Source organism: Flavobacterium jejuense (genome assembly GCF_006491595.2).
Taxonomy (GTDB): Bacteria; Bacteroidota; Bacteroidia; order Flavobacteriales; family Flavobacteriaceae; genus Flavobacterium; species Flavobacterium jejuense.
Genome location: NZ_VEVQ02000007.1, coordinates 203683 through 225577, shown reverse-complemented (window position 1 = coordinate 225577; position 21895 = coordinate 203683). Strand labels below are relative to the sequence as shown.

The 21895-nt window shown below is 29.9% G+C and carries 29 protein-coding genes; 10 read left to right on the top strand and 19 right to left on the bottom strand.

Features of this window, described 5'->3' with window-relative positions; genetic code table 11:
* Positions 1 to 26: 26 nt before the first annotated feature.
* The 4 genes from FIA58_RS12580 to xrtF are packed head-to-tail and all read right to left on the bottom strand — an operon-like array spanning position 27 to position 3213.
* Positions 27 to 1382: an MBL fold metallo-hydrolase gene (locus FIA58_RS12580; RefSeq protein ID WP_140962834.1), complete on the bottom strand. Its 1356-nt coding sequence runs from the start codon at positions 1380 to 1382 to the stop codon at positions 27 to 29.
* Entirely contained in the window at positions 1379 to 2206 is an 828-nt protein-coding gene (locus FIA58_RS12575; protein ID WP_140962833.1) for a restriction endonuclease, read from the bottom strand. Before FIA58_RS12575 ends, FIA58_RS12580 begins: the two co-directional genes overlap by 4 nt.
* A 31-nt stretch (positions 2207 to 2237) precedes the next feature.
* Entirely contained in the window at positions 2238 to 2681 is a 444-nt protein-coding gene (locus FIA58_RS12570) for an exosortase F system-associated membrane protein (RefSeq protein WP_140962832.1), read from the bottom strand.
* Complete coding sequence (gene xrtF, locus FIA58_RS12565; protein ID WP_243754674.1) at positions 2662 to 3213, bottom strand: exosortase family protein XrtF; 552 nt, start codon at positions 3211 to 3213, stop codon at positions 2662 to 2664. Before xrtF ends, FIA58_RS12570 begins: the two co-directional genes overlap by 20 nt.
* A 75-nt stretch (positions 3214 to 3288) precedes the next feature.
* Between xrtF and FIA58_RS12560 the strand changes: the two genes are divergently transcribed.
* The 3 genes from FIA58_RS12560 (at position 3289) to FIA58_RS12550 (ending at position 6543) form a co-directional block, all read left to right on the top strand.
* Positions 3289 to 3744, top strand: a complete 456-nt coding sequence (locus FIA58_RS12560; RefSeq protein WP_140962830.1) for a GAF domain-containing protein — start codon at positions 3289 to 3291, stop codon at positions 3742 to 3744.
* Positions 3745 to 3969: 225 nt separating this feature from the next.
* Entirely contained in the window at positions 3970 to 4239 is a 270-nt protein-coding gene (gene rpsO, locus FIA58_RS12555) for a 30S ribosomal protein S15 (RefSeq protein ID WP_045967565.1), read from the top strand.
* A 135-nt stretch (positions 4240 to 4374) separates the two neighbouring features.
* On the top strand, positions 4375 to 6543 hold the full coding sequence (locus tag FIA58_RS12550; RefSeq protein ID WP_140962829.1) for a polyribonucleotide nucleotidyltransferase: 2169 nt from the start codon (positions 4375 to 4377) through the stop codon (positions 6541 to 6543).
* A gap of 60 nt (positions 6544 to 6603) precedes the next feature.
* Here the strand turns inward: FIA58_RS12550 and FIA58_RS12545 are convergent, their stop codons facing one another.
* Both FIA58_RS12545 and FIA58_RS12540 read right to left on the bottom strand, forming a co-directional pair.
* Positions 6604 to 7218, bottom strand: coding sequence for a hypothetical protein (locus FIA58_RS12545; RefSeq protein WP_140962828.1), 615 nt, complete (start codon positions 7216 to 7218; stop codon positions 6604 to 6606).
* A complete protein-coding gene (locus tag FIA58_RS12540; protein WP_140962827.1) occupies positions 7211 to 7813 on the bottom strand; it encodes a hypothetical protein in 603 nt (200 codons plus the stop codon). The genes FIA58_RS12545 and FIA58_RS12540 overlap by 8 nt, the downstream gene beginning before the upstream one ends.
* A 95-nt stretch (positions 7814 to 7908) precedes the next feature.
* Here FIA58_RS12540 and FIA58_RS12535 point away from each other — a divergent pair, with 95 nt between their 5' ends.
* The 4 genes from FIA58_RS12535 (at position 7909) to rpe (ending at position 11497) form a co-directional block, all read left to right on the top strand.
* Positions 7909 to 8856: a hypothetical protein gene (locus FIA58_RS12535; protein ID WP_140962826.1), complete on the top strand. Its 948-nt coding sequence runs from the start codon at positions 7909 to 7911 to the stop codon at positions 8854 to 8856.
* 81 nt (positions 8857 to 8937) lie between these two features.
* On the top strand, positions 8938 to 9801 hold the full coding sequence (locus tag FIA58_RS12530) for a sigma-70 family RNA polymerase sigma factor (RefSeq protein WP_045967558.1): 864 nt from the start codon (positions 8938 to 8940) through the stop codon (positions 9799 to 9801).
* A gap of 208 nt (positions 9802 to 10009) precedes the next feature.
* A complete protein-coding gene (locus FIA58_RS12525; protein WP_140962825.1) occupies positions 10010 to 10621 on the top strand; it encodes a hypothetical protein in 612 nt (203 codons plus the stop codon).
* Between the two features lie 216 nt (positions 10622 to 10837).
* Entirely contained in the window at positions 10838 to 11497 is a 660-nt protein-coding gene (gene rpe, locus FIA58_RS12520; RefSeq protein ID WP_140962824.1) for a ribulose-phosphate 3-epimerase, read from the top strand.
* Positions 11498 to 11600: 103 nt separating this feature from the next.
* On the opposite strand, the gene FIA58_RS12515 is transcribed toward rpe, so the two are convergent.
* The 3 genes from FIA58_RS12515 to FIA58_RS12505 form a co-directional block, all read right to left on the bottom strand.
* Positions 11601 to 12020, bottom strand: coding sequence for a CBS domain-containing protein (locus tag FIA58_RS12515; RefSeq protein WP_140962823.1), 420 nt, complete (start codon positions 12018 to 12020; stop codon positions 11601 to 11603).
* 89 nt (positions 12021 to 12109) lie between these two features.
* Positions 12110 to 12910, bottom strand: coding sequence for a zinc-dependent peptidase (locus FIA58_RS12510; protein WP_165928917.1), 801 nt, complete (start codon positions 12908 to 12910; stop codon positions 12110 to 12112).
* 129 nt (positions 12911 to 13039) lie between these two features.
* Positions 13040 to 13390 carry a MotA/TolQ/ExbB proton channel family protein gene (locus tag FIA58_RS12505; RefSeq protein WP_140962821.1) on the bottom strand — a complete coding sequence of 117 codons (351 nt, stop codon included), beginning with the start codon at positions 13388 to 13390 and terminating at the stop codon, positions 13040 to 13042.
* Positions 13391 to 13856: 466 nt separating this feature from the next.
* On the opposite strand from FIA58_RS12505, the gene FIA58_RS12500 reads away from it, so the two are divergent.
* The 3 genes from FIA58_RS12500 to FIA58_RS12490 all read left to right on the top strand — a co-directional run bounded on the left by FIA58_RS12500 (position 13857) and on the right by FIA58_RS12490 (position 15918).
* Entirely contained in the window at positions 13857 to 14663 is an 807-nt protein-coding gene (locus FIA58_RS12500; protein ID WP_243754673.1) for a sensor histidine kinase, read from the top strand.
* The gene (locus FIA58_RS12495) at positions 14656 to 15372 is read left to right on the top strand and encodes a LytR/AlgR family response regulator transcription factor (protein WP_140962819.1); all 717 of its coding nucleotides are present in this window, start codon (positions 14656 to 14658) and stop codon (positions 15370 to 15372) included. The genes FIA58_RS12500 and FIA58_RS12495 overlap by 8 nt, the downstream gene beginning before the upstream one ends.
* A 159-nt stretch (positions 15373 to 15531) precedes the next feature.
* Entirely contained in the window at positions 15532 to 15918 is a 387-nt protein-coding gene (locus FIA58_RS12490; protein ID WP_140962818.1) for a hypothetical protein, read from the top strand.
* A 413-nt stretch (positions 15919 to 16331) separates the two neighbouring features.
* On the opposite strand, the gene FIA58_RS12485 is transcribed toward FIA58_RS12490, so the two are convergent.
* The 10 genes from FIA58_RS12485 to FIA58_RS12440 all read right to left on the bottom strand — a co-directional run bounded on the left by FIA58_RS12485 (position 16332) and on the right by FIA58_RS12440 (position 21759).
* A complete protein-coding gene (locus FIA58_RS12485) occupies positions 16332 to 17144 on the bottom strand; it encodes an endonuclease/exonuclease/phosphatase family protein (RefSeq protein ID WP_140962817.1) in 813 nt (270 codons plus the stop codon).
* A gap of 12 nt (positions 17145 to 17156) precedes the next feature.
* Positions 17157 to 17369: a hypothetical protein gene (locus FIA58_RS12480; RefSeq protein ID WP_140962816.1), complete on the bottom strand. Its 213-nt coding sequence runs from the start codon at positions 17367 to 17369 to the stop codon at positions 17157 to 17159.
* Position 17370: 1 nt separating this feature from the next.
* Positions 17371 to 17799 carry a hypothetical protein gene (locus tag FIA58_RS12475; RefSeq protein WP_140962815.1) on the bottom strand — a complete coding sequence of 143 codons (429 nt, stop codon included), beginning with the start codon at positions 17797 to 17799 and terminating at the stop codon, positions 17371 to 17373.
* Positions 17800 to 17804: 5 nt separating this feature from the next.
* A complete protein-coding gene (locus FIA58_RS12470) occupies positions 17805 to 18938 on the bottom strand; it encodes a hypothetical protein (protein ID WP_140962814.1) in 1134 nt (377 codons plus the stop codon).
* An 83-nt stretch (positions 18939 to 19021) separates the two neighbouring features.
* A complete protein-coding gene (locus FIA58_RS12465) occupies positions 19022 to 20086 on the bottom strand; it encodes a type I restriction endonuclease (RefSeq protein WP_140962813.1) in 1065 nt (354 codons plus the stop codon).
* Positions 20087 to 20365: 279 nt separating this feature from the next.
* Positions 20366 to 20854, bottom strand: coding sequence for an SH3 domain-containing protein (locus FIA58_RS12460; protein WP_140962812.1), 489 nt, complete (start codon positions 20852 to 20854; stop codon positions 20366 to 20368).
* A 6-nt stretch (positions 20855 to 20860) separates the two neighbouring features.
* The gene (locus FIA58_RS12455; RefSeq protein WP_165928916.1) at positions 20861 to 20998 is read right to left on the bottom strand and encodes a hypothetical protein; all 138 of its coding nucleotides are present in this window, start codon (positions 20996 to 20998) and stop codon (positions 20861 to 20863) included.
* 10 nt (positions 20999 to 21008) lie between these two features.
* Entirely contained in the window at positions 21009 to 21293 is a 285-nt protein-coding gene (yidD, locus tag FIA58_RS12450; RefSeq protein WP_140962811.1) for a membrane protein insertion efficiency factor YidD, read from the bottom strand.
* Positions 21294 to 21295: 2 nt separating this feature from the next.
* On the bottom strand, positions 21296 to 21526 hold the full coding sequence (locus FIA58_RS12445) for a hypothetical protein (RefSeq protein WP_140962810.1): 231 nt from the start codon (positions 21524 to 21526) through the stop codon (positions 21296 to 21298).
* Between the two features lie 62 nt (positions 21527 to 21588).
* Positions 21589 to 21759, bottom strand: a complete 171-nt coding sequence (locus FIA58_RS12440) for a hypothetical protein (protein ID WP_165928915.1) — start codon at positions 21757 to 21759, stop codon at positions 21589 to 21591.
* Between the last annotated feature and the right edge of the window lie 136 nt (positions 21760 to 21895).

The following is a 21895-nucleotide window of genomic DNA, read 5'->3' as shown; positions in this document are numbered from 1 at the left end:
ATTTTATGTATCAAAGTTAATTTTATCTAAATTTCAAGCATTTGCCCTCTTTCAGGAATAAAACAGGTTATTTTTAAATCTTCTTGAATTTTTGTACTTAAACCTTGAGAAGCTTCACTTTCTCCATGAACTAGTACTATTTTTTCTGGTTTACTTTCTAATTCTGACAACCAATCTAGCAAATCATTTTGGTCTCCATGAGCCGACAAACCTTCAACCAATAAAATGGTAGCTTTCACAGGATAAATTTTGCCATACATTTTAATCGTCTTATCTCCTTCCAATAATTTTCTGCCACGAGTTCCTTCCGCTTGATATCCCACTAATGCTACTGTGTTCTCTGGTTTAATAATATAGCGTTCTAAATAAGACAAAACCCTTCCTCCTGTAATCATACCGCTTGCTGCAATAACCACTTTAGGTCGAGGATCATAAATAGCTTCAATAGTATCTTTATAATCAGTAATCAAAGTAAATACTTCGCACATTTCTGTACATTCTTCAAAATTCAATTTATGCCATTTTCTGTTTTCTAAAAATAATTGTAATACATTGATTCCCATTGGTGTATCAATAATATATTGCATCTCAGGAATTTTGCCTTGTTTTTTTAATTGCCAAATCAAATACATAATGGTTTGAACTCGTTCCACTGCAAAGCTTGGAATAACTAAATTCCCTCCTTTATTGTATGTGTTATTAATGATTAATTCCAAATCAAACAAAGGATTACTTTTGGGGTGAACCCTATTGCCGTAAGTACTTTCTAAAAATATATAATCGGCTTTTTGAGGTTTTACCGGTGGAGATAATAAGACATCATCATCTTGACCTACATCTCCTGAAAAAACTAATGTTTTATTTTCAATTTGTAATGAAATTGAACACGCTCCTAGAATATGTGAAGCATAAAAAAAAGAAAAAAAACAATCCTCTCCTAAAACCACATCAATATCTTTATCTACTATTCTAAATAATGGAAATACTTGTTGAGCTTCTTCAACAGTATATAATGGCAAAGCTGGATCATGTTTGGAATAATGCTCTTTATTAGCCTTTTCAGCTTCCTCTTCTTGTATTTTAGCACTATCCAATAAAATTAATTTTGCGATTTCTTTTGTAGGTGCAGTACAAAATATTTTACCTAAAAAACCGTCACTTACTAATTTAGGCAACCAACCACAGTGATCTAAATGACCATGTGTTAATAGCACAACATCTATATCTTTTGGATTATAAGCCAATGGTAATCTATTTAATACCCTAAGCTCTTTTAAACCTTGAAACAAACCACAATCAATTAAAATTGAAATACCATTTGCTTCAATTAACGTTTTAGAACCTGTAACTGTTCCTGCTCCTCCTAAAAAATGTATTTTCATTTATTTAACAATTGATTACTTTCTTTTAAAACGTTTTTCATTCTAGTTTCACTTAATTTTAGTTTATCAAATTTCCTTTCATGATGTACTAAATCATATACGGTAAGAATACCTTGAAGCAATAAAATTTCTTTTTCTGCAATGGTCAAGGTAGTTAAACAAGTAATAGGATAAATAGTAAATTGATTTACTAAATCTTTTAAACTAGCTCCAATTGGATAATCCCAACTGAGTAACTGCAAACCAGAACACTCTGCAAACTTTACGGCTTCACTAGTAAATTTACTATTTGTAATAAGCCAACATTTAGAAATACGTTCTTCTTTTTCAAATACAGCATATGTTTTTTTATTCAAATCATTAAATCGGGATAAAATATACATTGGGATTTTAACATCCGTTTTGTTTTCCTGACTTCCATGAAATTTACATTCTATAATTGCTAGGTGATTGTCCTTTTTAATAACAACATCCAATTCATGTGAAATGCAATTTCCTTCTAAAAAAACATTGGTTGTAGTTTGGTAGCCTTGTAATTCGAAAATTCTTGCTATAAATTTTTCAAAATAAAAACCTGCTGGGCCAAGAGCCATAATACCATTTTTCAAACTAAATCTAGCAGCATGCACATTAGAAAACCGCTTCAACTTCTGAAAAGCCAATTTGTAAATTTTCTTTGTTGGAATCCCATCATACAATTGAGGTTGAACATCTAAGAGGATTTGTTTTGCATTTTCATTAGTTGCTCCAGAGTTAATTAAAGATTTAATTAATTTCGATTCGTCAAAATCAACAATGTCCCCAGAATATTTTCTAACCTTCATAGTACAAAAATTGTTGTACTAAGATAGTGAATTATTTCATCATTTTTTGATAATAAAATGCTGGTACAAATAACACTAAAAACAGAGGTTGAATTAAAAAACGTCTTACATAAAAAAGAACTAAATAATTAGGACTTTCAATTAAGATAAGAATACTAAAAAAAGTAACAATTAGAAAACCAAAAAGAATCAGGTATAACCAAACTGAAAAAAGAAGCATCTTTCTTTCTTTAAAAATAAGATAAATTAATACTAATGAAAAAAAAGTATTTAAAAAATATCGTGATAAAACACCTAAAAAAAGCTTGAGAGTATCATATTCAGGTAGTGTCTGATTTTGATAGTTCGATTTAAAAAAAGCTAAAAAAGGATCGTAGAAAAGTTGGCTCTCAAATGTTCTAACTAATACTAAAAAAAGCAAAGAAACAACAATCAAGAAAAACCTTCCTTTATTCCTAAGTATTTTTTTTATCATAGCCAGAGAATTTAGTTACCCATAAAACCCATAATAAAAAAACAACACCATAAATAAAGAGTGGAAAAACAGTTCCATGCAAAACTTCTTGATATTCAGGATAGAAATATAGCATATATGTGAGCAAAGCTATACGAACCACATTCAAAACATGAATTACAATTGTTCCAATAAAAATATAAAGTATCGTTTCCTTTATTTTTGCAGAAAAAGCAAATATAAACGCAGCAAATAAAATAATAACACTAATCGCATTACAACCTTCAATTATTTTAGAAACATACTTCCCTTTGTATAAAATTTTTAAAGAAGGACTAGCTTCATTTTTCACAATAGCAACATCATACTCAAAAAAATTCAAAAGAAACTTAGTCTGATTAGCAACACTAACAGAAATACCATCAACTTCATTTTTTGAAAAATCAAATTGCTTTAAATATCCTTCATATATAAATGCAAAAACTACATAAAAAAGCAGAAACTTAGCTAAGAAAGTCAAAAAAGGTTTATATGTAACAAAAATAGAGTTCAAACTAGTAATTTTTAACAAAAATATATAATTTTTGATAGGAAAGAATAAATACTTTTGCAAAAACAATTTAAAAAAATGGCTTTTGAAACTTTAAAATCCGAAGTAACGAAAATAATCGCTGACACAAATACAACTCGCGATGAAAAGTTACAACATATTTGTCAATTATTACAAGACAATATCTCCTATTACAATTGGGTAGGATTCTATTTTGCTAATCATGAAACCAAAACATTACATTTAGGACCTTATGTAGGAGCGGAAACAGACCATACAGTAATCCCTTTTGGAAAAGGAATTTGCGGACAAGTAGCAGAATCTAATGCAAACTTTGTAGTACCAGATGTTGCTGCCCAAGACAACTATATCGCTTGTAGTTTCACAGTAAAATCAGAAATTGTTGTTCCTTTATTTGTAAACGGAAAAAATATTGGTCAAATTGATATCGATTCTCATGTTATCGACCCTTTTACAGTAGAAGACGAACGCTTTTTAGAATTTGTAAACGAACAAGTAGCTACCTTATATTAATTTTTTGGAGCTATTTCCAGCTATCCGTTCTATCTTTCACTGCAAGAGCGACTTAGCCATTAAGAAAGCAATAAAACAACTTGCAATAAAAGGATGCCACTACTATCTGGGCTATTGAAAAATAAATAAGAAAACATAGCAATAACTAATTATATATTTCTATATTTGCACCCGAATTGGAACATCACCATTTCATACATAATAATCATTTAAAATAATATTAGCATGTACTTAACTAATGAAGTTAAAGCAGAAATCTTCGCTAAACACGGAGGAAAAGCAGAAAACACAGGATCTGCAGAAGGACAAATCGCTTTGTTCACATTTAGAATCAACCACTTAACTGGGCACTTAAAACAAAATCGTCACGATTATAATACTGAGCGTTCATTAGTAAAATTAGTAGGTAAGAGAAGAAGTCTTCTTGACTACTTAAAGAAAAAAGATATCAATAGATATCGTGAGATTATTAAAGAATTAGGAATTAGAAAATAATCAACTAAGGGGCTTTGTGCCCCTTTTTGTTTTTATATATTTTAAAGAAAAAGTTTGGTTTTTCATTGGGTTTCAAACAACTACACACAACAACAACACAACTAAAACCCTTTGTTTAATTAAGAATTACATTTTATGATTCCAAAAGTATTCCAAGAAGTTATCGATTTAGGTGATGGAAGATCAATCACTATCGAGACAGGAAAATTAGCCAAACAAGCCGACGGATCAGTCGTAGTAAGAATGGGAGACGCTATGTTATTAGCTACTGCTGTTTCTGCTAGGACTGCTAATCCAGGGGTAGATTTTTTACCTTTAACGGTAGATTATCGTGAAAAATTTGCTGCAGCAGGACGATTCCCTGGAGGATTTTTCAAAAGAGAAGCACGTCCAAGTGACAGTGAAGTATTAACAATGAGATTAGTAGACCGTGTTTTACGTCCACTTTTCCCAGATGACTATCATGCAGAAACTCAAGTTATGATTCAATTAATGAGTCATGATGAGAATATTATGCCTGATGCTTTAGCAGGATTAGCAGCGTCAGCAGCTTTAGCTGTTTCTGATATCCCTTTTTACAACTTAATATCTGAAGTACGTGTAGCACGTATTGACGGAAAATTTGTAATCAATCCAAGTAGAGAACAATTAGGCTTATCAGATTTAGATATGATGATTGGTGCTTCTATGGATTCTGTAGCAATGGTTGAAGGAGAAATGCATGAAATTTCAGAAGCCGAAATGGTAGAAGCTATCAAATTTGCACACGAAGCTATCAAAGTACAGGTTCAAGCACAACAACGCTTAAGAGAAGCCGTTGGAACTCCAGCGTATAGAGAATATGAAGGAGAACCAGAGGATGAGGCAATATATGCTAAAATCAAAGCTGCTTCTTATGACAAGTATTATGCTATCGCTCAAGAAGCTTCTGCAAAAAGTGAAAGAGGAGAAAAATTTGCAGAAATTAAAGAAGAAATTAAAGCTTTATTTACAGAAGAAGATCATGCTGAAAATGCAGATTTATCTGAATTAATTGGTAAATACATCTACAAAACTCAAAAAGAAGCAGTTCGTAATGTAATCCTTGAAAAAGGAACACGTTTAGACGGAAGAAAAACAACAGAAATTAGACCAATTTGGTGTGAAACCGATTATTTACCTTCTGTTCACGGCTCTTCTTTATTTACACGTGGTGAAACACAAGCTTTAGCAACAGTAACTTTAGGTACTTCTAGAGAAGCCAATGTTATCGATTCACCATCAGAGCAAGGAGAAGAAAAATTTTATTTACATTACAACTTCCCTCCTTTCTCAACTGGAGAAGCTAGACCATTAAGAGGAACTTCTCGTAGAGAAGTAGGTCATGGTAATTTAGCACAACGTGCTTTAAAAAACATGATTCCTGCAGATTGTCCTTACACCATTCGTATCGTTTCTGAAGTATTAGAATCTAACGGTTCTTCTTCAATGGCAACAGTTTGTGCTGGAACAATGGCATTAATGGATGCTGGAATTCAAATGACGAAACCAGTTTCTGGTATTGCTATGGGATTAATCACTGACGGTTCTAAATTTGCAGTTTTATCTGATATTTTAGGAGACGAAGATCACCTAGGTGATATGGATTTTAAAGTAACAGGGACAGCAGACGGAATTACAGCTTGTCAAATGGATATCAAAATCGACGGTTTACGTTATGATATTATGGAACAAGCATTAGCTCAAGCTAGAGACGGTCGTTTACATATTTTAGGCAAATTAACCGAAACTATTGCACAACCAAGAGAAGATGTAAAACCAAAAGCACCAAAAATTATTACAAGAACAATTCCTGGAGCTTACATTGGAGCTTTAATTGGTCCTGGTGGAAAAGTAATTCAAGAGTTACAAAAAGCTACTGGAACAACTATTGTTATCAATGAAGTTGACGAGCAAGGTGTTGTTGAAATTTTAGGAACTGATCCAGCAGGAATAGCAGCTGTATTAGCAAAAATTGACTCAATTATCTTCAAACCAGAAATGGGAGAAGCTTATGAGGTAAAAGTAATTAAAATGTTAGATTTTGGAGCAGTTGTAGAATACACACAAGCACCAGGAAACGAAGTTTTATTACACGTATCTGAATTAGCTTGGGAAAGAACAGAGAACGTTGCAGATGTAGTGAAAATGGGTGACGTATTTATGGTAAAATATTTAGGTATTGATCCCAAAACACGTAAAGAAAAAGTGTCTAAAAAAGCACTAGTTCCTAGACCTCCAAGAGAAGAGAAAAAAATAGAAAAGAAAGACAACCCACAAGGTTAATTCAATTATTTTATTCCTATAAAAAAAATCCTGTTTCTTAAGTGAAACAGGATTTTTTTATTAAAAATTCCAACTTCCAGATACTCCAATATTAATTGAAGAAGAACCAAATTCTCTTTCAACTTTAGAATTAAAAAGATTGAATGGAGAATAATGATAATTACAATGCAACCCAAATCCATAAAAAACAACTTTTATACCCTGTGATAATACAAAAGTATGGAGGGAAGGTTTAAAATCTAATTCTTCAAACCTTTCCTCATCTGGCTTACTATAATGCAAATAATTCCATCCAATTCCAGAATTTGACTCTACATGAAAATCATCATTCTTAGATCTATATAAGAATCTAGTATATCTAAAACCTAATAAAAAAGAAGACTTACTTCCATCCAAAGTTACTTTTTCTCCATTTACTTCATATTCAACATTTTTTCCATTAATTATACCACTCAATTCAGCACCAAAATCAATAAATTGATGCTTAGCTATTTTTGTTCTAAAATATATCCCTGTATTTATTGAATTTCCATATTTATTAGCTAATTCTCCTAATGGAATTCCATAACTAATCTCTACAATATTTCTTTTATATAAATCTATCTTAGGAAATGTGATAGTGTCCTGCGCAGTAACCTGTAATGCAAACAAAACAAAAAACAGTATTTTATTCATCTCTTAAAAGTTTAAATTGATACTCAAATCCTGATGAATTACCTGCTCCAAAAAACAAAAGCATTCCTGTATTTTCATTTTTATTTGCAAAAATGATTTCATCTGTACTAGTCAAGTAAATACTGTACCTTTTCATTTCCTTACTCATTAGAACTAAGGGAAAGGAAATCGTTTTATAATTGGTATAAAAAACAAATCTCTTTTTATGTTTTTCTCCTAAAAATTTTAACACATATTGTTTTTTATTACTGTCTTCAAATTTTAAAAACAATGTCTCTTTTTTAATTTCAATTTTAATTGGTTTAGAATAATTTATCGTATCTATATCTATTAATTCTTTCAACAAACTTCTAGTTATAATTCTATTATCATAATTACCAATTGTATCTAGTTTATCATAAAAACTAGCAGAAAAATTATTAGAAATACTTTTAAAATCATCTTTATTAATTTCATTCTGTACACTACATGATACTAGTAAAAACACAAAAACAAATCGCCATTTCCTTTTAAAATACTCATTTACCATTCTTGAGTACTTCTTAATATCATTCTCTGTAAATGATACTAACTCCCTATTTATTATTTTCTTCATAATATTGAAATTTATGATCCAAAACTATTTTATAAATCACAAAAAAAATTGCGCTAAATAATATTCCTTACATTTGCATTTGCGAAAATCACAAAATGAAAAATCAAGAACTACTCTTAAAAACCATACAAAAAAAAGTCAAAAACACTTCCCTATTAGATGAAGTAGCCAAAGTATTAGGAATAAGTTACGATGCTTCACACCGAAGAATATCTTTAAAAAGCAAATTTTCTATAGACGAAACCATCCTGCTTTGTAATCATTTTAATATTTCGATGGATACTTTATTTAGAAATGAAAGTAAATATGTACTAGATAAAACAAAAACCATAAAATCTATTGCAGACTTTAAACAGTATCTTGAAAAATCTGCTTTACTTTTAAATCAATATAAAGGGAATAATTCTTATGTGTATTACTCAGCAAAAGACATTCCATTACATTATACTATTGGTGGAAGTCTATTATCTAAATTTAAAATCTATGTTTGGTTGAACATCTTAACATCGGATCAAAATTTAAGTTTTGAAAATTTTGTTATTGAAGAATCTATGCTACAAGAATCATCTAATTTGGTAGCCATATTTGAAAATATAAATCGGACAGAAATTTGGAATGACACTACTATAAACAGCTCCTTACAACAAATGTATTATTTTTTCGAAGCAGGTCTATTAAATTACAACAATGCCATTTTAATTATAGCCGATATAAAAAACATTATTTCAAAAATTGAAAAAGAGATACACAATGACAATTCTAGTTTCGAACTGTTTTATAATGAATTACTAGTTTTAAACAATACTGTTTTGTTTACCAATGAAAAAAGCGCATCCTTTTTTATTCCTCACAATATGCTAAGTTATTATGTAAGTTCAGATTCTATTATTTGCAAAGAAGAAAAAGAATTTATAATTAATCAATTAAAAAACTCTATGTCTATCTCAAAAGCAGGCAGAAAAGATCAAAAAATTTTCTTTAACAAGATGTATCAAAAGATTGATTTCTATAAGAACAAAGTAGAAAATTATATTATTGAATAATTTTTTTAAACTTTTTGTAACTTTTTGGTAACCTCTTACGTATAACAACTGTAACACTTAAAATTAAGAGGAATTATATAAATGAGACAACTCAAAATCACCAAGCAGGTAACCAATCGTGAGACTGCTTCCCTAGACAAATACCTACAAGAAATTGGAAAAGTTGACCTTATTACTGCTGACGAAGAAGTAGAATTAGCACAACGTATTAAAGCAGGTGACCAACGTGCACTTGAAAAATTAACAAAAGCTAATTTACGTTTCGTAGTATCGGTTGCCAAACAATATCAAAATCAAGGTTTAACCTTACCTGATTTAATTAATGAAGGAAATCTTGGTTTAATTAAAGCAGCTCAACGTTTTGATGAAACACGTGGTTTCAAATTTATTTCCTATGCGGTTTGGTGGATTCGTCAATCGATTCTTCAAGCTTTAGCAGAACAATCTCGTATCGTACGTTTGCCTTTAAATAAAATTGGTTCTATCAATAAGATCAACAAAATGTATGCGTTATTAGAACAATCTAGTGAGCGCGCACCATCTGCTGAAGAAATTGCTAAAGAACTAGACATGACGGTTAATGATGTAAAAGAGTCTATGAAAAACTCGGGTCGTCATTTATCTATGGATGCTCCTCTTGTTGAAGGTGAAGATTCTAACTTATATGACGTTTTACGTTCTGGTGAATCTCCAAATCCTGATAGAGAATTAATTCATGAATCCTTACAAACTGAAATTGAAAGAGCTCTAGAAACATTAACACCTAGAGAGGCTGATGTAGTCCGTTTGTATTTTGGCTTAGGAGATCAACATCCAATGACTTTAGAAGAAATTGGAGAAACTTTCGACTTAACTCGTGAGCGTGTACGTCAAATTAAAGAAAAAGCTATTAGAAGATTAAAACATACTTCTAGAAGTAAAATATTAAAAACTTACTTAGGGTAAGTTTAAAATTTCAATCTAGAAAATTTTAGATTGGAATTTCACAATAACAACAGTTTCAATAACTGTTCGTTTTTTGATTGATGATTGAAACCACGGCTGATTACCGTGGTTTTATTTTGCCATAAATCGAAGAAAAATAATTCTCATCATTTTTTTATGGTAAAATTAAATTCTCATGTTATTTTTACATAAAATATATACACTAAAAATGAAGAAAATTATTGTACTACTTTGCATGCTAACAATTTTAGCCTGTAAAAAAAATGAAGCAGAAAAAGACGAACCAGGATTAATGGATGCTGTAGAAGGCATTAACAATCTTAGTAAAGCTGGTGATGCTTTAGAAGACTTTGAAAAAAAACAAGAAGAACTGAAAACAATGAAACCTGTTTCAAATGAAATTTTAAAAAATGTGCTTACAGAAAGTTTAGGCGATTTAAAAAGAACCCATTTTAGCGCAGGAGACACTTCTATGATGGGCTTAACTTCTGCTGAGGCAACATATGGTGATGATTCAGAAAAAAACATCAAATTAAGCGTTTTTGATGGTGCTGGTGAAACTGGAAGTAGCATCTTAGCCCTTACTGTAATGGCATTATCAATGAATAGAGAATCTATAGACGATACCAAAACAAAAAAAGTAGAAGTAATTAATGGTGTTAGATGTTTAACTGAAGATGACACAAACCCTGAATCATTAAATTCTTCTATTACCTTTCTTTACAACGACCGTTTCCAAATAGGAATAAACGGAGCTAAAATATCTTTAGAAGAATTAAAATCATACTTAAAAAAAATTGATTTATCAAAACTTGATTAATTTTTAGTAACTCAAATATCTTTTTTAAAAGCTTTTTTACTTCATTGTAAAAAAGCTTTTATATTTTCATTAAATAGTGAAGCATGAAGTTATTTTTAAATTTCAATTCGTCTAAATTTCAATTTTAAATTTTGTTTTTTTAAAACTATCTTTGCACAAACAACATAACTAAATTTCAGACATTCTGCAAAGAACACTGAATCAAATTAAATCATAATGAAAAACACTCTTATTGCACCTTCTGTTTTAGCTGCAGATTTTGCTAATTTACAACGAGACATAGAAATGATTAACAATAGTGAAGCCGATTGGTTTCATATTGATATTATGGATGGTGTTTTTGTTCCTAATATTTCTTTCGGAATGCCAGTTCTACAAGCGATTTCAAAACATGCTCAAAAAACAATTGATGTTCACTTAATGATTGTTGATCCTGATCGCTACATCTCAACTTTTAAAAAACTAGGTGCAGATGTTCTTACAGTACACTATGAAGCTTGTACCCATTTACATCGTTCACTTCAAGCCATTAAAGCTGAAGGTATGAAAGCTGGTGTTGCTATAAACCCACATACAAATGTTTCCCTACTAGAAGACACTATTAAAGACATTGACTTAGTGTGTCTTATGAGTGTAAACCCAGGATTTGGTGGCCAATCTTTCATTGAAAATACTTACAAAAAAATCAAACAATTAAAAGAAATCATTACAAGAAATAATGCTTCCACCCTAATTGAAATTGATGGAGGTGTAACTAATAAAAATGCAAAACAACTTGTTGATGCAGGTGCAGATGTTTTAGTCGCTGGAAGTTATGTTTTTGGAGCTCAAGACCCAATAGCAACTATTTCTGATATAAAACAGCTTACAAAATAAAAACAGCTTACAAAATTTATTTTTTTGTCAATCTGAACTTGTTTTAGACCCTGAAATAATTTCAGATTGACATAAATTAAGGATTTTTATACAGTCTCTTTTATTAGTATTGATCGATTAAATATTTAATTAAATCTGTAGTGGTAACTATTCCAACTAATAAGTTTCCTTCACAGACTGGCAAAGCATGAAACTCTCTTGTTGCTAATATTTCTGCTGCTACTTTTATAGTTGTTTCTGGTGTAATCGTTTCTAAATTTTTAGCCATTACTTGCTCAACAGTAAACATATTGTAAACTGTTGTATCAATATTATCTTCATCATCATCCACAGCATCTGCGAAAGAAATACGCAATAGATCTGTATAACTTAACATTCCAATGATTTTATTTCCAGTAACAACAGGAATATGCCTTATGTGATGTCTTTTAAATAAAGCTTCTGCTTTTGTGAGATTGTCTGAGAGATTCAACTTAACAACATCTTTTGTCATAATAGTTGAAATGGGAACTTTCTGTTTCATGACTTTTCATTTAGATACCATAAATTTAGTGATATTTAAACAAACAACACAATCTTAAATCATTGATTATTAAGTATTTTTTACTTATATTAGCTATTATCTGTAAAATTAATCATCACTTTTACTTTTTCAAAAAGATGGGGAAATTCTGTTTTAAATTGATTTGGAGTTTCAAAAAAGTGTTCCAAGATTACTGCGATAAATTCAAACTCATTGGTATAAGCATAATTTCTAAAGTAATTTGATTGTGTTAATTTGGAATAATTTGCTGGATAATTAACCTCTTTCATTATTTCTTCATAAGTGATTGAAAAAATAGTGGCAGAAGTATCTGTATTTTTTAATCCTTGATAATGCAATACATGACCAAACTCGTGCAAACCTAAATTCAAATTATCATTACTTATCTGATAGCCTTCTAAAAAGTGCTTCCAAGAAAAAACGATAGCTTTCATTCTAGGATTAAATTCTCCTTTATGATAGTTATCATTAATTCTAGAATAATAGACATCCGGATAAATAACTACCTTATTAATCACAGTAAACAAATAATTTCGCATCCCAAAAGTAAGCATTACTGCTGTTGCAGCTATTAAAACTTTCATTTCATCAGTAACCACAAGACCTTCTTTTCCTATAAAAGGATACTTCTTTATAAAAACAGCCACTCTATGTTCAAAATAACTTTTCTGAGCAGAGGTCAATCGCTTGTAAAATTCAAATTGATTATGCAATAGCTGTACTTGGCCTAGTTTTAATTTCTTTGGAAAAGGATAAAAATGCACGTATATAGGTTTTCTAAAGAGAAAAGCATATGCTGGTTCAATAGCCACATTATAGGCAAAGAAACCTAAAAAGAGAATTCCTAAAAAAAATAAAATGTAATGCAATTCTTTTCTAAATTTGGGAAGAACGAATATAGAGAATTTAAAACAAATAGAAACTGTTAAAACAAAAACACATCCTATCACAAGATAATTAGGATGTGTAATGCTTCTATTTTTATTTTATACTATAGTTTATTTCTTATCTAATAAGGTAAGTATGATTATGCCTACTCTCCCTATTAAGAAAGTAAACATTCCAAAAACGACTGGTAAAAAGGTTATTTTTAAACCACCAGCTAAAATATCGGTAGTAATATTTCCTAAGGATTGAATAGCGTCAAATGCTCCTATTAACCCAATGGCTTGACCCAAAAACCCCCAAACTAAAACAAAAAGACTTAGCGAACTTATCAAGCTAATCATTTTCTTATTATTGTCCTTTTTTACAATTCCAAAAATAGTCAACAACAATATCGTTATTAATAAAAAGACAATTGGTACCATGAAAAAAGGTCCTCCTTCGTAAATTCTGTCTAAAATCATAATTTTTATTTTTTAAGATTAGTAATACCTCAAAAGTATTTCACTAATGCTCTCTTATTTTATATTTGCGACGAATCTACCCTTTAGCGTCCTATTTAACCAAATCATAAATCAAATCGATTCTTTTTAATCTCTTTTTTACCAAATCAAGACAAAAACACGTAATCCACCGCTAAAAAGGACTACTCTTTAATAATTTATTTATCTTGCTAGTATGTTTCCAAATATACTTCAAACTTCTAAATCTTTTTTACTTCACTTACTCTTTTGGATAAGTGTTTGGTTTTTTTATGTCTATTTTTTTAGCTATAATTCTACTGACACAGTCTATATTACTTGGTTTTCCAGCCTCCTTTTACCCATTACTCTGATAACAACCTATTTAACCATCTATATTTTAATACCTAGATATTTATTAACCAAAAAGTATTTAAAATTGCTTTTGTATGGCTTTTATGTATTGGCTATGTCTATCTATTTGATTGTTTTAGCTATATATGGAAGTTTCATTTTTATCACTAATTTAGACATAAGTAAAGTACCTCCTATGGGTAGAAATTTTATTTTTATTCTAATTCTAGTGTATTTAATTGTAGGCCTTATTAGCTTTTTAACAATGCTAAACCATAATTTCAATGTACAATCTCAATTTAAAGAACTGGAAAACAAAATATTAGAAACCAATCTACAAATCAAAGAGCAAGAACTAAATTACCTAAAAAAACAGATTCATCCCCATTTTTTATTCAACACTTTGAATACTATTTATGGTTTTTCTTTAAAAAAATCAGAATATACTCCTGAAATTATCTTGAAACTTTCTAATCTGCTCGATTATATTTTATATCAGGTACAAAAACCAAAAGTAGCCATTTCTGAAGAAGTAGCGCATATAAAAGAATATATTGACTTAGAGAAAATAAGATTTCAAGACCGACTTAAAGTGAATTTTGACTCTCAAATAGAAAATGAAAGCCTTCAAATTCCTCCTATGCTTTTTCTACCTTTTATCGAAAATGCTTTTAAACACGGTAACATTATAAATGATTATTTAAGTATTGATATCCAATTGAAGTTTACCAATGATAGGCTACTATTTAATTGTAGTAATAGTTTTATTGACAAAAATGAGGCTATGACAAATGGAATTGGACTGGAAAACATTAAAAAAAGATTGCAATTATTATACCCAGAAGCCCATAGCTTTAACATTACAACAGTTGAAGAGCAATTTAAAATTGAATTAGAAATTAAACTGAAAAAAGATGACTGAAAAACACCACTGTTTAATTATTGATGATGAAATAACTGCAAGAGAAATCTTAGAATCGCATGTAGCAAAAATAGCATCTATTCAACTTTCTGGAAGTTGTAAAAATGCATTAGAAGCTTTTAGTATTATAAACAATCAAAAGATTGATTTAATTTTTCTCGATATTAATATGCCAGACATTAACGGTTTGTCTTTTGCAAAATCGATTAATAAAAATATAAAAGTAATTTTTACAACCGCTTATCGCGAATATGCCATAGAAGGATTTGATTTACAAGCAGTAGATTATCTCCTAAAACCCATCTCTTTTGACCGTTTTTTACAAGCAGTCAATAAATATCTTGGAGAAAACATTCCAGTTGAAATATCTCATTCCTCTGAAAGTATACTCGAGGAAAGTGATTTCATCTTCGTAAAATCAGATCGTAAGATGGTTAAAATTGATTTTGAAGAAATCCTTCATATTGAAAGTTTAAGTGATTATATTAAAATTATCACATCACAAAAAACAATTATAACACGAGAAACCATTTCTAACATTGAAGCTAAACTTCCCAAGAAAAAATTTATTCGTATTCATCGTTCCTTCTTAATAGCAATTGCTAAAATTGAATCGTTTACCAATGAATATATAGAGATCAATAAAAAATCACTACCTATCAGCAGAAGTTATAAAAAAAGTGTTTTGGAACAATTAGAAAGATTATAGAAAAAACGACAGTTATTCATTCCAAAAAATCATAAAAAAATCATAAAAAATATCATTTTAAGCCAAAACACATTTTTATCTATTTTTAAATAAGTAACTTTTGACAATGCTATTATCAAATTAAGTTCTAAAGAGTAACCCTTTTGAAACGATAGTATTATGAACAAAGTAAAAATTATTTTCCTGTTACTAATCTGCGTCTTGCCATTAATCACTTTTACACAAATAGATAATACTAATTGTGACTTACTTCATAACGGCACTTTTATCTATTTTTATAACAATGAAAAAATAAAAGTGACCATAAATGAAAACAACCATACCGAATATCACGAAAACGGTAAATATGTAATTCACTCCAAATTATTTTGGATTAACGATTGCGAATTTGTTGCCACTTGCGTAAAAACTACAATTCCAAAACCTTTTTATAGAGTTGACGACCAAATGCATGTGAAAGTAAATCGGATTTATAAAAATGAAATTTATTTTACCTCATCCATCAACCGAAATGAATGGAGTGGGAAACTAGTAAGAATTGATTAGCCTAAAGCAATTTGTCAAAAAAATAAATCTTCTTTAAGAAAAATACCCAAAACTAAAAATAGCTACAAACCAAGTTCCAAAACTAACACGCCAAGTAAATAAGACGAAGCTTAAGGAAAATAACTTCCCCAATCCAAATCCTCAAACAAGCTCCAAAAGCAAACTACATGGCTATTTCTTCTTGTGATAGTAATAAGGGTGATCGTATCGTTTTATCTTTTTCCATAATACATTTTATTATTGATTGAGTGTCAGTACAATCAACTATCAAAAACTTGTGTCAAAATAATTTTTTAGAAAAAAATTGACACAAAAAAAATGACACAACTTTTAAAAAATAATGGAATGAGAGACTTACCATTAGATTTGTAAATAGAAGTCATTTTAAAATAATGGTGATCGATTTTTTTCCTTTACAACAAAGTAAAAACAAACCAAATAGGCACATGATCTGAAATAGCTCTAGCTTCGTGAAGATCTTCAAAATCTTTATAAAAAGGAATAATACCTAAATGGGTTATCGCAATCGTTTTGGAATTATAAAAAATGTTATCAAATTCGGAAGCTAGACAATCTTCATTGCTACATTTTTGTCGTAAAGATGTTTTTTGATTGACAAAAACCGATTGATAGCCCATTTTTCGCAAAGGAAAAAAAACAGTATGCGATTGCGGACAATTGAAATCGCCTATAAAAACTAAATTTTTATCCGGATATAAAGCCGGAAAAAATTTAAAATACTTAATCTCAGTTTCGGGTTGGAGTTTTTTGGTTTTAGCATGAAAATTTACTAACGTGAATTCTTTTGCTCCATATTTAAAAGTAGCTAAATAAGGTTCTCGTTCTATCTCTTCCACATAAGTAGGTTCCAAGAAAGTTTCTCCAATTATTTTAACTTTACTAGGTTTCCATAAAAAGGCATAGCGTTCGGCTTTATAAGCACTTCCTGAGGTTGGGTCGCTTATCACATAATCCCACTGTGCTCCTTTTCTGTTGAGTTCGTCTACTAATTTTGCTACCGCTTGTGCTCCTGCTGCACTCACCACCACTTCTTGTAAGGCTACTATATCAAAGTCTTTTAAAGTTTTTGCCATGTAAGCAATGTCTTGGTCGGTTTTGGAAGCTCCTAAGTTTTCAATATTCCAAGAGCAAACTTTGATTTGTGCAAAACTGGATAAGTTTAAAAAAAGTAGTACTATTAAAAAAAGAGGTTGTTTATAAAACATTATTAGTTGTAATTAATCTTCCCAGCCGCAAAGACCAAGTCCTAAATCTTGTGCTTCAGAAAGTTTCTTTTTGGTAATTTCATGTTTACAGTTAGACAAACCTCTACATGATTTGCTGTAGTGGTATTTTTTAGCTCCTTTTGGACCACATAAATACACTTCTTTCTCTTCGATTGAAAAAGAGGTTATTATAATCGTGATTAAAAGTGTTGCTAAAAACTTCATATTACTTTTCTACTACGAATTCATAAGCCAAACTATCTGCATCTTTGCCCACTAATTTACCATTATATATCCATTTTACAAAAACATCTTTTTCTTCACCTTTGGCATTCGTTATTTTACCAGCACCTCCTTTTCTGTTGACATTCACATTGCCTTTTATCACATTACCAAGACTATCAGTACCTATTATATTATAGTTATATTCGTAGTGGTCACTTATACCTGTTCGGTAGTTATATTCATATTTGCTATCCACATGATAAGTCTTTTTTTCAACCTCGGTTATTTCTTCAATATCATCTGGTAAAATAGTATCTTCTTGTGCATAAAAAGACTGTATTTGCTCTTGCTGGGTTTTAGGCGGTGCTTGATTGGTTTCTTGGCAAGAAAGGAAAAGAAATGGGAATAATAGGAGTAGTTTTTTTGTCATAGAGTTTATTTTTTGTAATCAAATGTTACTGGAAATTTTCTAGTACTAATGATTGGTTCATTAAAAATTTGTTTTTCATAAATAGGTATTTCTATTTTTTCATAATAACTAATTTCTTCCCAAGTCTTTTGAATTTGAACAGCTACCATTTTTATATTGACATTTATACCATCTTTAAAATTATCATTATACAATTGAACAGCAAATAAACCTTGAGTTATATTATCTTTTCTTCCAGATGCAGATATAACATTTCCATAATCTATAATAATTTCTTTCCCGTTTTGAATTCCATAAAATTTATAATGTACATTATCACCAATATTAACATTCCTAAATAATGATATCCCAGTTATTGCTAATGAAGCCAAAGCACTATTTCCGGTCAAACTTCCAACAGTTGATATACCTGATGTTAATCGTTTATTTGCGTTTTCATATTCTTCTTCTGATTTTTGTCCAACACCAATCCAATATGACCAAGAAATAACTTCTACAGTTTTGTATGGATTAATTTTATCTGGAAAATAACTATTTACAGGTAATTCTACACTTGCAGTTGTGTATTGAGATTTTCCAAAAGCTGTTTCAGAATGTACTCTCAATATTTTATCAAAAAATTGATTAAAAATTGTGTCTACTCTAACAAGTTCTTTTCTAGTCTTTTGATCCGTTTTTGATTCATATCTTACAATAACATCTTTTGTATAAGAATTCCAAGTAGTATCTTGCTCTGTAACCCATTTAACAGTAGTATTGAAATCTTTCAAATTTTCATTAGTTGGAATACGTTGAATTTTTATTTTACATATTCTTCCTCCAAGAGAACTATTATAAAATCTGAATTTATAAACTGCTTTTGAATTTACATTGATTATTTTGTTTTCAATTTTTGAGGTTTTAAAATCAGAAAATTTTGAAGAAGATGGAAATTCCATAATTTCAACCTCTTTAATTTCTTTCCCATTTATTTCTGATATATTAAAAATAATCTGGTCTCCTTCTTCAAAACCAAAATAGAGTACTTCTTCACTAACAGCTTTTACTTTTATAGTTTGTTCAGTTATGTCTATTGGAGCTTGCGATAGGATTAGATTAATGGTTAAGAAATTTGTTATTAAAAATATTTTTATTTTCATAAGGTTCGTTTTATTAGATATTAATTTTAAAATATAATTTAGTTTCTAAAAATATAAGAATCAACATTATCTCATACTGGTATTTATACCTGATTATCTCCTTCATAAAACCCAACCGTTTCTAGCAATTCTTTTTCAAATTGATAAATAGCATCAATAGATTCCAATGGTTGTTTGGTTTCGTTTTTCTTATCGTCAAAAAGACCGATATACTTTTTGCTTCCGTTAAAATGTAATCTACACAAGGGTTTTCTATTGTTGTCATCTAAGAGAATTCCAAAATAAGATTGCGTATCACGGTGTACGATTCTGTCTACTGTTAGTTTTCTTCTTAGAATGGCTACTACAATTCTGTACCCTTCCATCTCTTCTTCTGTAGTTTCAACTTTTGTAGTTTCCGTTACTTCATCGATTTGCTCTACTTGCTGTTTTTCGGCTTCTTTGTTTAAGGCTGCATTCAAGCGGTCGTTTACTTTTTCGCTAACAAATTGGTTAAAGCCTTTTTGAACTAATTCTTTGAATTCTTCCATCACTTTTTCTGTCAATCTTCCGTTATAGACTTTATTTGCAAAGAGCCTTACAAAATCAAAAGAAGGTTCATTGAGTTCTTCACTAAGAAATTTCTTAATTTCTTTGGTGTATTTCAACGAACTAGCATTGTTCACAATATTGTTGACATCAAAATTGGATTTGTGAAACTTGGCAATTTCATTTACAGTATTTTCCTTTAAATTGGTAATATCAAATTCAAGGAATGGTTTTTCATCCATTTTATTTTGTTCGTCCAAATCCGTATAGAATTGAAAATGAATACCATTTGTTAAAAGAGAAAATCTAGTTTTAGTCACATGGAAATAGCGAAATAATTGAGAGTTATGAACCAATAAATTTTCTTTCCAGTTCTTGCATTCAATAATTAGAATAGGCTCATTGTTTTGAAAAATTGCATAATCTACTTTTTCTCCTTTCTTTAATCCTAAGTCAGCTGTGAATTCAGGTACCACTTCGGTTGGATTAAAAGTATCATATCCTAAAATATTGATAAAAGGTAATACAAAAGCATGTTTGGTCGATTCTTCCGTTTCTATTCTGTCTTTTAGCTGATTGATTTTTTCAGCTAGCGTTTTTAGTTGTGTATTTAGTTCCATAGTTTTTATAATTTACACTTCAAACTTATAACCATTACAAATCAATTCCTTACGGGAAACCGTAATGAGATAAAATAGTTTCAATATTTAGCAAAAAAAGACCTGCCATGTTTTCGAAACTAGTCAGGTCTAAAACAAACGAACTATTTTTTTGGAACGGTTGGCTTTGGGGATGATGTTTTTGGAGGATTATTTCCTCTGTTTCCTCCTGATGGTTTTCCACTTGTACTTGGTCCGTTTGGTGGTCTTTGATTACTCATAAAAATTATTTTAAATTAATTACTTTACATATTTACCATAAACCCAACCTATTTTTTCAGAGTGATTAACTAGTACTTTAACCCAATCTCCTTTTTCTTCAATAAAGCTGAGTTTGTCATTCTTCGATAGTGTCTCTAAAACTTCTGACTGTATTGAAGGCTCTTTTCTTAGGTTTAGTGTTTGGTTTACTACTGTTAGGGTTTTACCTGCATAATAATTGGTTGCTACTTTTGTAGTTTTCTTACTTGAAGTAGAACTTGTTGAAGTGCTTTTCTTAGAGCTTGAAGAAAAAGTATGTATTTTAGTTCCTTCACAAACACCGCAACTACCTCCATTAGAACAATGTTTACAGCGAGTACAATTTTTACAAGTGGAACAAGAAGCAGAACCTGTACATTTTCCAACTTCTGTTTCACAACAAGAAGCGATTAATCGGTTTTGTTTTGTGGTTTGACTTTGTACACTTATAGCGAAAGTCAAAAACATTATAAGTAGTGATTTTTTCATTGTATTTTATTTAGGTGGACTTCTTTTATGTGGTTTTACTGGAACAGTTTTTGGTCCAGGTTTAGGTGCATCTGGATTTTTTCTTGGTGTTGGACTTGGTGTAGATCTCTTGTGAGGTTTTACAGGAATAGTTTTCTTAGCCATATCTTTTAATTTAATTTCTTAATAATCTTTCTGCGATTTCTTTATTATCAATAATTACTTTACTAGGAAGTAACATTTGCGTTTCATTGGTTACAGGATTTTTGAAAATCTCATAACCATGTCTGCAATTTTTATATCTAAAATAGAAAGCATTTAACCCTTTTAGAAATCCTTGTTCTTTAGTAATTTCATATACATAATGAGAACATGATTTTCTAAAAATGCATATAGATTTTCTATACTTTGGCTTTAAAAACCAATACAACCGAATCATTAAAAGAATTAAACACTTCATACTTATTTAGAAAAAACTACCATTTGTCTAGTAGTATTATAACCTGGTTTTGCTCCTAGTCCAAAACATCCATTATCGGGTTGCACAAAGGTGGTTACACTTTCTAATCGTTCATATTTCCAACCTTGATTAGAATAGTTTTTAATTAAATCTTCTAATTGTTGTGCAACATGATTAGACGTTCCACTTTTTGAATCAATAGAAGCTATGAAAGGGATTACTTTATATTCCATAAGTTTGTGAGATTTTAAATAAATGAGTTCTTGTTATAAATAAAAAGAACTTATTTAAATTATTATGCATAACTAATTAATTGCCATGTAACAGCTTTACTATTATATGGAGGAAATGTTTCTCCTTCGCTTAAAGGAATAGTTGTTGATGGAGCACTTAGTGCTTTCCAGACTCCTGATTCTGGGCATTTTTGTCCAGTTGAACATGTGGTTCCGATTGGTGTTTTAGCCATGATTTCAAAATTTTAAATTAATAATACCCAAACTTATAACCATTAAAAATCAATTCCTTACGGGAAACCGTAAAGCAGGAAACTTTTTTTAAAAGCATAAAAAAAGACCTAACCAATTTTTAAAACAGGTTAGGTC